Source organism: Hyphococcus sp. (assembly GCF_965228385.1).
In the GTDB taxonomy this organism is placed as follows: Bacteria; Pseudomonadota; Alphaproteobacteria; order Caulobacterales; family Parvularculaceae; genus Hyphococcus.
The window spans coordinates 1,762,352-1,775,914 of sequence record NZ_OZ245810.1; the positions used below are offsets into that span (position 1 = coordinate 1,762,352).

At 56.4% G+C, this 13,563-nt stretch carries 16 protein-coding genes and 1 tRNA gene; 5 read left to right on the forward strand and 12 right to left on the reverse strand.

What is annotated here, in order from left to right; translation table 11 throughout:
- Positions 1 to 2 precede the first annotated feature (2 nt).
- The 10 genes from ACQK2Q_RS08240 to ACQK2Q_RS08285 form a co-directional block, all read right to left on the reverse strand.
- Positions 3 to 1,067, reverse strand: coding sequence for a homocysteine S-methyltransferase family protein (locus ACQK2Q_RS08240; protein WP_425409267.1), 1,065 nt, complete (start codon positions 1,065 to 1,067; stop codon positions 3 to 5).
- Positions 1,067 to 1,930: a methylenetetrahydrofolate reductase [NAD(P)H] gene (gene metF, locus ACQK2Q_RS08245; protein WP_425409268.1), complete on the reverse strand. Its 864-nt coding sequence runs from the start codon at positions 1,928 to 1,930 to the stop codon at positions 1,067 to 1,069. Before metF ends, ACQK2Q_RS08240 begins: the two co-directional genes overlap by 1 nt.
- Positions 1,931 to 2,153: 223 nt before the next feature.
- A tRNA-Met gene (locus ACQK2Q_RS08250) sits at positions 2,154 to 2,230 on the reverse strand.
- A gap of 78 nt (positions 2,231 to 2,308) precedes the next feature.
- The gene (locus ACQK2Q_RS08255) at positions 2,309 to 3,421 is read right to left on the reverse strand and encodes an NAD(P)/FAD-dependent oxidoreductase (protein ID WP_425409269.1); all 1,113 of its coding nucleotides are present in this window, start codon (positions 3,419 to 3,421) and stop codon (positions 2,309 to 2,311) included.
- 6 nt (positions 3,422 to 3,427) lie between these two features.
- The gene (locus ACQK2Q_RS08260; RefSeq protein WP_425409270.1) at positions 3,428 to 3,799 is read right to left on the reverse strand and encodes a YkgJ family cysteine cluster protein; all 372 of its coding nucleotides are present in this window, start codon (positions 3,797 to 3,799) and stop codon (positions 3,428 to 3,430) included.
- Positions 3,800 to 3,817: 18 nt separating this feature from the next.
- The gene (locus tag ACQK2Q_RS08265; protein WP_425409271.1) at positions 3,818 to 4,255 is read right to left on the reverse strand and encodes an N-acetyltransferase family protein; all 438 of its coding nucleotides are present in this window, start codon (positions 4,253 to 4,255) and stop codon (positions 3,818 to 3,820) included.
- Entirely contained in the window at positions 4,252 to 5,424 is a 1,173-nt protein-coding gene (gene mnmA / locus ACQK2Q_RS08270; RefSeq protein ID WP_425409272.1) for a tRNA 2-thiouridine(34) synthase MnmA, read from the reverse strand. The genes ACQK2Q_RS08265 and mnmA overlap by 4 nt, the downstream gene beginning before the upstream one ends.
- Before the next feature lie 58 nt (positions 5,425 to 5,482).
- Positions 5,483 to 7,099, reverse strand: a complete 1,617-nt coding sequence (locus ACQK2Q_RS08275) for a tetratricopeptide repeat-containing sulfotransferase family protein (protein ID WP_425409273.1) — start codon at positions 7,097 to 7,099, stop codon at positions 5,483 to 5,485.
- A 109-nt stretch (positions 7,100 to 7,208) separates the two neighbouring features.
- On the reverse strand, positions 7,209 to 8,453 hold the full coding sequence (gene hemA, locus ACQK2Q_RS08280; RefSeq protein WP_425409274.1) for a 5-aminolevulinate synthase: 1,245 nt from the start codon (positions 8,451 to 8,453) through the stop codon (positions 7,209 to 7,211).
- 205 nt (positions 8,454 to 8,658) lie between these two features.
- Positions 8,659 to 9,186, reverse strand: coding sequence for a MarR family winged helix-turn-helix transcriptional regulator (locus ACQK2Q_RS08285; RefSeq protein WP_425409275.1), 528 nt, complete (start codon positions 9,184 to 9,186; stop codon positions 8,659 to 8,661).
- A gap of 145 nt (positions 9,187 to 9,331) precedes the next feature.
- Here ACQK2Q_RS08285 and hemB point away from each other — a divergent pair, with 145 nt between their 5' ends.
- A complete protein-coding gene (gene hemB / locus ACQK2Q_RS08290) occupies positions 9,332 to 10,327 on the forward strand; it encodes a porphobilinogen synthase (protein WP_425409276.1) in 996 nt (331 codons plus the stop codon).
- A gap of 203 nt (positions 10,328 to 10,530) precedes the next feature.
- On the forward strand, positions 10,531 to 11,208 hold the full coding sequence (locus tag ACQK2Q_RS08295) for a VPLPA-CTERM sorting domain-containing protein (RefSeq protein WP_425409277.1): 678 nt from the start codon (positions 10,531 to 10,533) through the stop codon (positions 11,206 to 11,208).
- A gap of 70 nt (positions 11,209 to 11,278) precedes the next feature.
- Here ACQK2Q_RS08295 and ACQK2Q_RS08300 read toward each other — a convergent pair whose 3' ends face one another.
- Both ACQK2Q_RS08300 and rpmB read right to left on the reverse strand, forming a co-directional pair.
- Positions 11,279 to 11,977, reverse strand: a complete 699-nt coding sequence (locus ACQK2Q_RS08300) for a VUT family protein (protein ID WP_425409278.1) — start codon at positions 11,975 to 11,977, stop codon at positions 11,279 to 11,281.
- Between the two features lie 51 nt (positions 11,978 to 12,028).
- On the reverse strand, positions 12,029 to 12,307 hold the full coding sequence (gene rpmB, locus ACQK2Q_RS08305; RefSeq protein WP_425409279.1) for a 50S ribosomal protein L28: 279 nt from the start codon (positions 12,305 to 12,307) through the stop codon (positions 12,029 to 12,031).
- 179 nt (positions 12,308 to 12,486) lie between these two features.
- Here rpmB and ACQK2Q_RS08310 point away from each other — a divergent pair, with 179 nt between their 5' ends.
- The 3 genes from ACQK2Q_RS08310 to ACQK2Q_RS08320 are packed head-to-tail and all read left to right on the forward strand — an operon-like array spanning position 12,487 to position 13,497.
- A complete protein-coding gene (locus ACQK2Q_RS08310; protein ID WP_425409280.1) occupies positions 12,487 to 12,840 on the forward strand; it encodes a type II toxin-antitoxin system RelE/ParE family toxin in 354 nt (117 codons plus the stop codon).
- The gene (locus ACQK2Q_RS08315) at positions 12,837 to 13,142 is read left to right on the forward strand and encodes a helix-turn-helix domain-containing protein (RefSeq protein ID WP_425409281.1); all 306 of its coding nucleotides are present in this window, start codon (positions 12,837 to 12,839) and stop codon (positions 13,140 to 13,142) included. The genes ACQK2Q_RS08310 and ACQK2Q_RS08315 overlap by 4 nt, the downstream gene beginning before the upstream one ends.
- Positions 13,111 to 13,497 (forward strand): hypothetical protein, encoded by a 387-nt coding sequence (locus ACQK2Q_RS08320; RefSeq protein ID WP_425409282.1) that lies wholly within the window; start codon positions 13,111 to 13,113, stop codon positions 13,495 to 13,497. Before ACQK2Q_RS08315 ends, ACQK2Q_RS08320 begins: the two co-directional genes overlap by 32 nt.
- The last annotated feature ends 66 nt before the right edge of the window (positions 13,498 to 13,563 follow it).

Genomic DNA, 13,563 nt, shown 5'->3' on the forward strand with positions numbered 1-13,563 from the left:
AATTAGGCCAGTTCGAACGGTTCAAGGCCGGCAAGGCGCATAACGCGTTTGCGCGCAGGGATTTCACGCGGCGCCAGTCCTTCGGCTGCTTCGGCGATTGCAGAAATATGTTCGGGCGTCGTGCCGCAACACCCGCCCAGCAAATTGACGAGACCCGATTGCGCCCAGTCGCGCAGCATCGCAGCGGTTTCCTCCGGCTTTTCGTCATATTCGCCAAAGGCGTTTGGCAGTCCTGCGTTCGGATAAGCCGCGACCAGCGTATCGGCGACGCGGGCGAGTTCAGCGATATGCGGGCGCATCAACGCTGCGCCAAGCGCGCAGTTCAATCCGACCGCGAAAGGTTTGACATGTCGCACGGAATTCCAGAAGGCTTCCACTGTCTGGCCGGAAAGCGTTCGGCCTGACTTGTCCGTAATCGTACCGGAAATCCAGACGGGCAGCTTTTCCAGGCCTTCCGCCTCCAGATCCATGATCGCCTTCAGCGCCGCCTTGCAGTTCAACGTGTCTGTGATGGTTTCGATAAGATAAAGGTCGACGCCCCCCTCGTTAAGCGCGGCAATCTGCGTTTTATAGGCGTTGTAAACCTGATCGAACGTCACCGACCGGGCGCCCGGATCGTTTACATCAGACGACATGGAAAGCATTTTGTTCAATGGCCCGATTGAACCGGCGGCGAAACGCGGCTTGCCCGGACTTTTCGCTGTCCATTCATCGGCTTTTTCGCGGGCGAGTTTGGCGCCTTCCAGGTTAATATCGCGCACATCGGTTTCAGGCAGCTTGTAATCGTCCTGCGCAATCACCGTGGCGGAAAATGTATTGGTCTCGCAGATATCCGCGCCGGCCCCATAAAACGCATCGAGCAGGTCGCGGACAATATCCGGCCGTGTCAGGCACAAAATGTCGTTGTTGCCTTTGAGGTCGTCAACATGTGAAGCGAAGCGGTCGCCCCGAAAGTCTTCTTCATTCAGTTTTTTTGACTGAATCATGGCGCCCCAGGCGCCGTCGAGAATGAGAATGCGTTCTTTGGCGGCGCTTTTCAGCGCAGCAATACGGTCCGGCCGGTTCATTACGCCGCCTCTTCGGCTTGCGCCACGCCAAGAAGCCTGCACGTCGCTAAAGAAAGACTGGCGCGGTTCATCGTATAAAAGTGAAAGTCCCTGACGCCTTGCTCGCGAAGCCTGTTGCAAAGTTCCGCCACAACTTGCGCCGTGACCATATCGCGCGTCTGCACGTCGTCATCAAGCCCGTCATATAACGCCGCAATGCGTTCCGGAATATGCGTTTTACATAGTTTCGCCATGCGGGCGAGCCCTTTGAAATTTGATTGCAGCATGACGCCAGGCACAATCGGCTGCGTGATCCCCGCGTTGCGCGCTGCATCAAGAAAGCGAAAATAGTAATCCGGCTCAAAAAAGAATTGCGTGACCGCGCGGGACGCGCCGGCGTCAAACTTTCTTTTTAAATTCTCGATCTCGAATTTGAGATCGGGCGCGTCAGGATGCACTTCCGGATAGCAGCCGACGGAAATATCAAAATCGCCGATTTCACGCGCGCCCGCGATCAAATCTGATGCAAATCCATAGCCGTCCGTACGCGGCGTATAGGGTGCGCCCGCCCCGTCCGGCGCATCGCCGCGCAGTGCGACGATCCGGCGAACGCCGGCAGTCCAATAGCGCTGCAGCACTTCGTCAATTTCCGCGCGCGATGCGCCGACGCAGGTAATATGGCCTGCGGGCTTGAGCTGTGTTGAACGCGCCAGCTTCTCCACGACGCCCAGCGTGCGCTCCCGTGTTGAGCCCGCCGCGCCATAGGTAACCGAAACAAACGCCGGGTTCAGCGCCGAAAGACGCTCGACGCTGTCCCACAGCTTTGCTTCCATTTCCGGCGTTTTCGGCGGGAACAGCTCAAAAGAGTAGCGAATATCGCTCATTGCGCAGGATCCTGGCTGGCATATAATGATATAAAGATATCCTTATATGGTACGCCTTCGCAAGCGCAGAATCCTGCAAACTACGCATAGATTCAACCAATCGGCTGGGAATGGGGATTGCTGTTTCCGAAAGGCCATTGCCTTGTCAGGCGCCTGCCCGGCCGCATTCGGTGAGAATCTGATTTCAGCTAAACTCCAAAGCGCAGCCAAGCTCTCCGGTTCATGGTAGCGGGGGCGAGACTTGAACTCGCGACCTCAGGGTTATGAATCCTGCGCTCTCACCAACTGAGCTACCCCGCCAAAAGGGTCCGGCGCGGATTTTCGCCCGCGCCGGAGGGCGGTCTATAGCCGCGCCGGCGCGCCCTCGCAAGACCCGTTTCAGCCGGAATGGGCGATAAGCGCAGCCGCATGGTCAGCGACGGCCAGGCATGTGGTGAGCCCTGGCGATTCAACGCCGTAAAGGCCGAGATAGCCGGCGACGCCATGGGTTTTTACGCCGGAAAAGAGAAAATCGCCTTCTTCGCCCGCGCCCTTCAATTTTGGACGGATGCCTGCGTAGCCGGGCTGGAGTTTCGCCGCCTCGATATCCGGCCAGAAGCGCCGGGCGGCGGCGGCAAACGCGTCGCGCCGCGTCTCATCGAGCGAATAGTCTGTATTCGTATCAATAAAAGTAATGTCCGGACCGAGTTTCGCCTGCCCGCCGAGATCACGCGTATAATGAACGCCCTGACTGTCCGGCGACGGCAGAGGATAAATCAGCCGCTGGAAGGGCGCAGCGCCGGAATAGGTGAAATACTGACCTTTGCCATATCGCAGTTGCGGGATTGACTGTGCGGGAACGCCTTCAAAGGCGTGCGCGACACGGTCCGCCCAAAGCCCTGCGCAATTCACAACCGTCCTCGCCTGCAGCGTGACCGGGTCGGCGCCGCCGACATCGATTTCCAGGCCTGCGGCGTTCACACGCCCGCCGGTTACAGGAGACGACAGAGCGAGCACGCCGCCATGATTTTCAACTTCGCCCACGAGCGCGAGCATCAACCCGTGCGTATCGACAATGCCGGATGAGGGCGACAGAATCGCCGCGTCGCATTGAAGGCTAGGCTCCAATGCGCGCGCTTCTGCGCCGCTAATGATGGTAAGGTCGTCAACGCCGTTTTGTTCGGCGTTCGCTTTCAGCGGCGCCAGCCCGGTGACTTCCCTGTCGCCGTTCGCCACCAGCAGCTTGCCGCAGCGCGCGTGATTGACGTGATGTTCCGCACAGAACCTATAGAGCGCATCGCGCCCTTTGACAGCAAGCGCGGCGCGTACGCCGTCAGTTTTATATTGAATGCCGGCGTGAATGACTTCGGAGTTGCGTGACGACGTTTCTTCGCCGAAGGTCGCGTTCTTCTCCAGAATGATCACCTCCCGCCCCGCCAGCGCCAGCGCGCGGCCGACAGCGAGGCCAATGACGCCCGCGCCGATAATAACGGCGTCGACGCGCTCAGCCATGGTGAATCAGTCTGTCGTCGCCACCCATTCTGGATCGTCCTGCACTTCGCGCTCCCATATCAGGAACTCATAATATCCGCATCGCTTCTGCGTCGGAAATTCGCGGCAGATCTTGGGGCGCGCCTCATAGATCGTGCAGTTGCGCGTATCCTTGTCGAGAAACATGCAGGATGTCACGAAATGCTCATCATCGGTGTGACGCAAGACGCGCGGATTTTCCTTGTCGCCTTTTTTCGTATATTTCTTTTCCGCCTGATCCGGAGATAATTCAAAATATTTGGCGAGACGTTTGATATCGGTCTTGTTTGTTGGAATATGCGTATAGGAGCAGCAATAGGCTGAGCACTTCAGGCAATCATATAACTTTTTTTTAGCCATCAAACTTCCCGCGCAAGGCTATACCGATACGCGGTAGTGAACGAATCCGGTTAATGATGCAACCTTGTCATATAAACTTCGCGCAATCTTGTTGTCTTCCTGCGTGCGCCAATAGACCTGGTCGCATTCCCGCGCTCTGGCTTCATCATAAACTTGTTCAATAAGCGCGCGCGCCGCTCCGCCGCCGCGCGCATCAGGGTCTATAAACAAGTCTTCAAGATAGCATGCGTTCTTCGCCGACCATGTGACCGGATGCATGAGGCAATGAACAAATCCGATAACCCGCCCTTTCTTCTCGGCGACAAAAGAGAAAAACCGGCCATCATTCAAAAGGCGGTCGAATGTCAGCCGCGTCACCGCTTCGGGTAGCGCTTCAACTTCATAAAAATCGAGATAGCCGCGCCAAAGCGTGCGCCATTGCGGCTCGTCGATGGCGCTGAGCGGCCGGATATTCACGCGGCCGTCCTCGTCCCCGCGATCCAGCCGCCGCCGAGCACACGATCATTGGCCGCATCCGGAGAGTAAAAAACACAAGCCTGACCGGGCGCGACCCCTTCTTCCGGCTCTTGCAGATCCACCGCCCAGCCCGAAGCGCTTTGACTGTCCCAGACAAGCGAAGCCGGCGCAGGCGGCCGTGTAGAGCGTACTTTCACGGCAACGCGCGCACCGGCGCGCGCAGCGTCGGCGCCTTCGCCGTCGCCCAGCCATGTGACGTCTTTCAGATAAACGCGAGAAATCAGCAACGCATCGCGCGGGCCCACAATGACGCGCCGCGAATCGGGTTCAAGCCGCACCACATAGAGCGGGTCGCCCGTTGCGACGCCAAGGCCTCGGCGTTGTCCGACCGTATAATGAATAACGCCGGGATGCCGGCCCATCACCGTTCCGTCCACGTGAACGATTTCTCCAGGGTCCGCCGCACCCGGACGCAGGCGCTCCACAACGGAAGTGTATTTTCCTTCCGGCACGAAGCAAATGTCCTGGCTGTCGGGCTTGTCGGCGACCACAAGACCCAAAGCGCCTGCGATGCGGCGGACTTCGGATTTAGGCAACTCGCCCAGCGGAAAACGCAGATAGTCGAGCTGTTCCCTGCTGGTCGAGAACAGAAAATAGCTTTGATCTTTCGCAGCGTCTGCGGCCCGGCGCAGTTCAGGACCATTCGGGCCGTCGACCCGGCGAATATAATGCCCGGTCGCCATGGCCGCCCCGCCCAGATCACGCGCCGTTTCAAGCAGATCCTTGAATTTTACCCGCTCGTTACAGCGCACGCATGGGATCGGCGTCGCGCCGGCGAGATAGGTGTCGGCGAAATCCTCCATCACCGCTTCGCCGAACCGGCTTTCATAATCAAGGACGTAATGGGGAAAGCCCATGGCTTCGGAGACGCGCCGCGCATCCTGAATATCCTGCCCCGCGCAACAGGCCCCCTTTTTTTGAATAGCAACGCCATGGTCATAGAGCTGAAGGGTCACGCCAACGACATCATAACCTGCAAGTTTGCAAAGCGCCGCCGTCACGGAGGAATCGACGCCGCCGGACATCGCCACAACAACGCGCGCCCCGGCGGGAACGCCGAGGTCTATGCGCGGCGCGTCGATGGTTGATATGTCAGCCAAAACGTTCATTCGGGCCGGAACATAGGGATTAGAGAGCACCGGCGCCAGCCCGAAAACACCAGAATTATCAGGGTTTGAGTGCGCCGGTTTCAAGGTCGACGCGGGCGCGCCGCAGGCCTTGTATCAGCGGCCCCAGTAGGTCGCCGTATTTATCTTCGGCATGCTGCGCTGATTTGCGTAAAGGCTGGCGCACCTGCGCGGAACTGAACGTTGCAATCGGGCGCCGGTACTTATGAAATTCAAGACATTCCGCCCGCCAGTTCAACCCGCACAGCGCAACAATCCGGCGCGCCTCCGTTTCAAAGTCGGCGATAAGATCTTCATATTGAAATAGCGGGAATCCCGATCCCAGAATCTTTTCCCAATGCGCCGAAACGCGCGCATATTCGCCATAAAAATGCGCAATGCTCTCAAGATCTACAGCGAAAGGCCATGCTTTCCCGAAATCATTACGGTAGATTGAAAAACCTGTGTCCACCGGATTGCGCCGAATGTGTATTATAACGGCTTCTGGAAAAAGCGATCTGATGAGCCCTGGCGCCCTGAAATTCAGCGGCTGTTTGTCGACAACGCAAAGCGCGCCGCCAAAATCGGGATAGCCGGCGAAATATTGATCGCGCCATGCCTGGCGTTTTTCATGCGGCGCGTCAGCGAGCGTTTTGCCGCCCGCTTGCTCCGTCCACGCCAGAACGTTGCTATAGACTGCCGGCAACGTGTTCAATTCGCCGGCGCCGTAAACCTGCGGATGCGCCGCCAGAACGCTTTCCACCAGCGTCGTGCCGGAGCGCGGCATCCCGACAACGAAAACCGGTCTCGCCGGGCCTTTCGCGAACGTGTATTTTTCCGGCGGCGCGCTGAAAATTTTATCTTCCAGAGCGCGCTGGCTCTCATAACGCGCCGGGCTGTAAGCAAGGCCTTGCGCGCGCAACAGCCCGCTGCTGATCTCATTGGCTTGATCAAACGAACGTATCGCCGCCCGGTAGTTCCGCCGGGAATGATTAATTTCTCCCAGGGCGAAAAAAAGCGAAGCGCGATGCTCCGGCGGCAGTTCGCCTCTCGCTCCCAACCGTTCCATTCGCATTTTGATATCGTCAGCGACGTCGCCATTGCGCAGCTTTGTATATTGCGCGTAGGCCATGGAAAAATTCGGATCAAGACGCATAGCTTCGGCGCTTAGCGCCTCGGCTTCATCGAGCGATCCCAGGAATAGTTTTAGGCGTCCGAGCGCATACCGGTTTTCAGCAGAAGCCGGCGCCAGTCTTTGCGCTTTTTCAAGCGCCTGCGCCGCTCCTTCATAATCGAACGCCGCCAGACAAAGACGCGAATAGATGTTCAGATGGTCCGCAGACCGTGGATTTGCTTCAACCAGAGCATGAAAAGTATCGCGCGATCTTATTGGATCGCCATTTTCAAAATACGCATTCGCCAGAATGTGTATCGCCTGTGAATTTGCAGGATCGTTTGCGCGCCATTGTTCTCCCGCCTGGATCGCATTTCCCCAGTCGCGCAATTCCGTCGCTGCAATTGAGGCGATTTTAAGCATCGCCAAATTATCAGGCGCCTCATCAAGAACGGCGAGCGCTATGCGCAACGCCTCGGCGAAAGCGCCGGTTTGCATCGCCGTTCTGGCTTGCGCAGCGCTGGCGTCGAGCGATTTAAGGTTTGAGCCGTTCTTGCCTGACAAGTTATGCCGTCCGTTTGCGTTTCTGTTGAATAGCGCTTTGAAACGCTGAAAAACGCTCCCATGACTGACAATGAAGCGCTTTCATCCGGCAGCGGCGAGCGGTTTACAGTCAGGCGGCGCGTTTCAGTTTCAATACCGTCCAGGCGTCATCGAGAGCGCCCAGAAGTACATTCATATGTTCATCGGTGTGCAGCGGCGTCGGCGTTAACCGTAAACGCTCCGTGCCTTTGGGAACGGTTGGATAATTGATCGGCTGAACGTAGATATTATGCTTGTCCAGCAGATAATCGGTCACACGCTTGCATTGCACCGGATCGCCGACTTTCACCGGGACGATGTGGCTGACTGACGCCATCACGGGCAGATCTTCTTCTGCAAGCAGCGATTTCAATTTCGCCGCGCGCTCCTGATGCAATTCACGCAGATGATTTGATTTTTTCAGCGTTTCCACGCTGGCGAGGGCGCCGGCGACCAGCACCGGAGACAGCGCGGTTGTAAATATAAAGCCCGACGCATATGAGCGAACCGCATCGATGATTGAAGCGTTTGCAGTAATATATCCGCCCATCACGCCGAACGCCTTGCCCAGCGTGCCTTCGATGATGTCGATGCGATGCGCAACGCCTTCGCGCTCTGAAACGCCGCCGCCGCGCGCGCCGTAAAGACCCACCGCATGAACTTCGTCGAGATAGGTGAACGCGTTGTATTTTTCTGCGAGATCGCAAATCTCTTTCAAAGGCGAAATATCGCCGTCCATTGAATAGACAGATTCAAAGGCGATGACTTTGGGACGTTCAAGCGGCAGCTCGGATAAGAGCGCTTCAAGATGATCCAGATCATTGTGCCGCCAGATGCGCTTGATCGAGCGCCCGCCGCGAATGCCTTCAATCATCGACGCATGATTGAGTTCGTCGGAAATAATGACGCAATCGGGAAGAATGCGCGCCAGCGTCGACAGCGTTGCTTCGTTTGACACATATCCCGAGGTAAAAAGCAGCGCCGCCTCCTTGCCGTGAAGGTCGGCGAGCGCGCGTTCGAGCTTGACGTGATAATGTGTCGTGCCGGCGATATTGCGCGTCCCGCCGGCCCCGGCGCCGACGCGATCGACAGCGTCCTGCATGGCCTCAATCACCGCCGGGTGCTGGCCCATGCCAAGGTAGTCGTTTGAACACCAGACCGTAATGTCACGCGGCGGATGGTCTGCGTCGCCAAGACCGCTTTCATTATGGCCGCCATGATAAAGCGCTGTTGGAAAGCGCCCGCGCATTCGCTCGATATCGGCGAAAACCCGGTAGCGTCCTTCCGCGCGGACCGCGTCCACGGCCGCTTTAAATGCTTTGTCGTAGTCAACCATCAAAAATTACGGCTTAATCTCGCCCCCGCCTGATCCGATTTATGAAACATAATCAAGACGCGGGAAGAAACGCCACCCTTATTTGAAAAGAATGCGGCGGACCGAACGCCGCATCCTTCAAGGGCGGTATATAGGAAAAAGAAAGCGCGCCTCAACTATGAGACGCGCTCAGCGTGTTTTTGAGAATGGTTCTTAAAAACAGTGTTTACAGGCGAAAACGCACCTGATCCGCCCAGAACCGCTCAAGACGCTGTAACGTCTTGTTCGTATTCTCGATCAGACCGTTATCAACGCCGCCGACCTGCTCAACCGAAGCGAGCTGACGCTGGAACAGGGAGGCGATGGCGTCACGCACTTCAAGGCCCGTTTCAGTCAATGAGACGCGCTTTGACCGGCGGTCCGTATTCGAGCGCTCGTCGCGAATATAGTTTTTCTCGACCAGCTGCTTGAGGTTATAGGAAACATTGGAGCCCAGATAATGCCCTCGGGAGCGCAATTCACCCGGCGTCAGTTCGGCGTCCCCGATATTGTAAAGCAAAAGCGCCTGAACCGAATTTATGTCAGTCTGGCCGATCCGCTCCAGCTCGTCCTTGATCACATCCAGAAGCTGGCGGTGGAGCCGCTCCACAAGATGCAATAATTGAAGATATCCGGACTCAAGCGCCTCCGGGTCCTTCTCGACTGTGCTTACCGCCTCGCCAATCACTTCGCGTATCGCCCCGTTTACCGACATTGTCATACTCACTCAAACTAAAGTTGTTTCATGATATACAGACGAGGTCTAAAAGCTGGGTTAAGTCAGACTGTTCAATTTGAAATCAAATTCTAATGAGGGCAAAAATGGGACACGCTCGAAGAAGGCAATTCGATAACAAATTATGAACAGAACGCCCCTCGCCCGTTATCCCGCCCTGCGCCTGCGCCGTCCGCGCATGAGCGACTGGTCGCGCCGCCTCTATGCTGAAACAAATGTTTCCCCGGATGACTTTCTCTGGGCGATAATCTTAAAAGACGGCAAGAATGTTCGTGAGCCTATTGAGGCGATGCCAGGCGTTTATCGCTTATCGACCGACGAAGCCGTGAAGGCGGCGAAAGAGGCGAAATCCTTAGGGATACCGGCGCTGGCGCTCTTTCCGTACACGGATGCGGACGGCCGCACGCCAAACGGCGATGAGGCGCTCAATCCCGATAATCTCATGTGCCGCACAGCCAAAGCGATCAAGGACGCCGTTCCCGACATCGGTCTGATGGCGGATGTGGCGCTCGATCCCTACACCGATCACGGCCATGACGGGCTGATGCAGGACGGCGAGATTTTAAACGATGAATCGGTCGATATTCTCGTCCGCCAGTCGGTGGTGCAGGCGCGCGCCGGCTACGACATCATCGCGCCGTCGGACATGATGGACGGACGCGTTGGCGCCATCCGCACGGGGCTGGACAGCGAGGGTTTCAAAAACGTGCAGATCATGGCCTATGCGGCCAAATACGCCTCAGCCTTTTACGGACCCTACCGCGAAGCCATCGGCTCGGCCGGCGTTCTGAAGGGCGACAAGCGCACCTATCAGATGAACCCGGCAAACGCCGACGAAGCGTTGCGTGAAGTCGCGCTCGATCTCGCCGAAGGCGCAGACAGCGTGATGGTAAAGCCGGGCCTCGCTTATCTCGATATCGTCGCCCGCGTGAAACAGGAATTTAGCGCGCCGACATTCGTTTTTCAGGTCTCCGGCGAATATGCGATGGTCACCGCCGCATCCCAAAATGGCTGGCTGGACGGCGAGCGCGCCATGCTGGAATCCCTGATGGCGTTCAAACGCGCCGGCGCCAACGGGATTATCACCTATTTCGCGGCGGATGCGGCGAAAGCGCTGTAATTATATTAACCAGGATATTCGCCTGGCGCGCGATTTTTACCTTTATTAATCCGCCTGCGTTGCAAACGGGATGCTGCGGCGGCGCTATTTGACGTTCATTGCGCAAAAAATAGTCTCTTCTGATTATTGATCTATCATCAACCTGTCCCGCGGTGCGGAAATTGCAACGGCCGAATAGTTGTGCAGCACGTGGGAATATCATCATGAATATCATTGCAAAAGTAACGGCTGGCGCGCTCGCCGCCGCCGCTCTTATGGCGACGCAAGCAGCCCATGCCGGCGTCATCGGTGTTACCGTCGATCCTGGCGATAATTCTGCGGTCGGGGAAACTGAATTTCGCGCGGCGCTCGGCGGCGACGCGATCCGCTATTTCATTCCGCTTGGAAACGATGACGGCGTATACGGCGTCGACGACAGCGGCGATTTCGGTCTTGCGGCGGATAGCGGCAATGGCGGCGGCGCGCTGTCAATGTATCTGTTGTTCGACGGCCTGAACGCCGGCGGCGCATATTCGCTCGATATTCTCTTCGAAGATCTCGATCTTGCCGGGGCCAACGATCCCAACGGCTTTTTCGAATCCATCGAAGTCCTCAGCGCTGACGGGTTGACCAGCTTCACCGGACTGATCACGCAAATCTCCAATCCGATGGTCAGCGGCGACGCGTCAACGCAGCAACTACTTTCTGTTTTTCTGGGAACCATCATGGCGGAATCGTTTGTTCTGCGTCTCGATTTTGTCGCAAATTTCAACACGAACGGGACTAACACTGCGGAATTTCTGATCGCCGAAATTAATGAAGTTCCCATTCCCGCCGCGCTTCCCCTGTTTTTCGCAGGAATCGCCGGGCTCGGCTTCGCCAGCCGCCGTAAAACAAGATAGACGGCGAAAAACGTTCGAAGCGGTTAGTCTCTGGTGAAAACCCCGCTCACCCAGCGGGGTTTTTTCCTGTCTATCGTCCGCCAAAACCGCCCTTGGGTTTCAGGGAATGACGCAATAATCCGTACACCGGCAAAAACGCCAGCGCTATAAGAAGCTTGATGGCGAAGTCGCCGACCATCCAGTTCAGCCAGGGCGCGCCGGTCCCGATGTAAAGGCCGGGAAAATATAAAAGCGCGAAAGTCAGATAGCCGAACAGCGCGGCGAATAACGGCGCACGCCACCACCGCCCGCCGCCGCGCACAATGTCATAAACGCTGGCCGTCATGTATTGCGCGGCCATGGCGCTCGCGGTGAAGGCGACGGTGAAACGAACCCCCGGCAGATCGCCCTCCTCCAGTGACGGCGCCAGATAGGAAAGCTCCGCGAAGACGGCCACAGCCGCCAGCCCCCAGGATGCGGTGACGGCGCGCGAGGCTTCGCCGCCGCCATATTTGCGTGCGAACAATATGATCAATAACGGCGCAAGCGCCATGATAAATCCGCCGCGGCTGAGCCAGTTCGAGGGGCGCGCGGCGATCGCGTCGCCCGCAAAACGGTCAAATACATGCAGCGGCAGATCGACGGTAATGATGGCGGCAAGCAATACCGGCGTCAGCATCATCGCCAGCATGAGCATGCGCGCGAGCGCTGTCGTAAACGCGGCTGACTGCCGCGAGAACCGTTCTACAGCGGTTTCAGGAGACTGATATCGCTCGACTGCGGCTTCCATTCACCCTACCTCGCGGGCAGGCGGAAAACCTGAGAATCGCCTTGGCCCGTATCAGGAAGCTTTCGCCAGTTTGCGCTTCAGTTTCAAGGCGTTTGGCGACAATTGATCGTCATCCGCCTTTGCAAGGAATACGTCCAGTCCGCCCATATGGTCGACGGTGCGCAGGGTTGAGGCGGCGATCTTGAACTTGAAACCCTGGCCGAACTTGTCTGAATGCAGCGTAACATTGCACAAATTCGGCAGAAAACGCCGCTTTGTCTTGTTATTCGCGTGGGAGACATTGTGTCCGGTCGCAGGACCAACGCCTGTCAAATCACACCGCCGCGCCATGGGTCTAGCCTTTTTTTAATATTCAGGGCCCACGCCGGCGTCCGGCGGCGTTCTCGCCCTTGTTGAACCTTGAAATCGAGCGGCGTCTGTTAGCCGAGCCGCGCCGGTGCGTCAAGCGATACATCGCTGATTCCAATATACGTCATTGACATATATCCGTCAGAGGCGTATATAGTGTCATGATCCGGCATCATACCGTCGTGGAAACTGAAGAATTCAGCGCCGATATACGTCATCTGAAAGTGCCGGATGAAGACGTGACGCGAATTATAACGGAAATCTCATTGAACCCAGAGAGCGGCGATATCATCGCAGGATCAGGCGGATTACGCAAAGTACGGATCGCCGGGCGCGGCGGTGGGAAAAGCGGCGGATACAGGATCCTTGTTCTCTATCTTAATGAATACTGCCCGACCTACATCTTCGCGATGCTTAGCAAAGGCGAACGGGCGAACTTTTCAAAGGCTGAATTAGCCGAACTGAGCAAAATCGCGAACGAGATAAAGCGGTACTGGAAGGAGCGAAAACAATGAGCCGGAGACCCTTAGGCGAGCGGGTGGTAAGCGCAGCGCGCCAAGCGCGCGATCATGCCGCCGGTAAGATCGCCTTGACCGAACATCTGCCGGTTATCCCCGAGGAGATTGACGTAGCGGCGATCAGAGCGCGCGCACAATTGTCGCAAGCGAAGTTCGCCCAGCGTATCGGCGTATCGGCGGCCACGCTTAAAAACTGGGAACAAGGCCATCGCAAGCCAAGCGGTCCATCCCTGGTCTTGCTTGCCATGCTGAACAAGAATCCGCACATTGTTGAAGAAACGCTTCGTACAGACAAATAATAAGTTGATGAATCTAGAGCAAAAACAATTGGCGCTAATGCTGATGTACCATAGCAATATCACCCTGCTTATTAGCTTTCCCGGAAATACAGATGCGATTGAGCAAGTTTGTTTTCTACCTAAACATTTTGATAAAGCCGGAAAACTGTTGTCCCGAGACTTCATTCAAATCATTCACAACGTAGCAACAATTATTGACTGGCCAGATCACGACAAACGTAAGATCGAATTCGAAGGTTACAAAGCGCAAATGGAAAAAATTATACTAAAACATCTGTCAACATCGCACATGGGAACAGGAACTAATATTATCTATGAGATTTGCAAACTTCCAAGGGAAACTATGATCGAATAAATATCGAATCGCTGATCGATCTGTGAAAGCCAGTATTTTACGTGCCTTCTTCCTTCTCTTTTGACG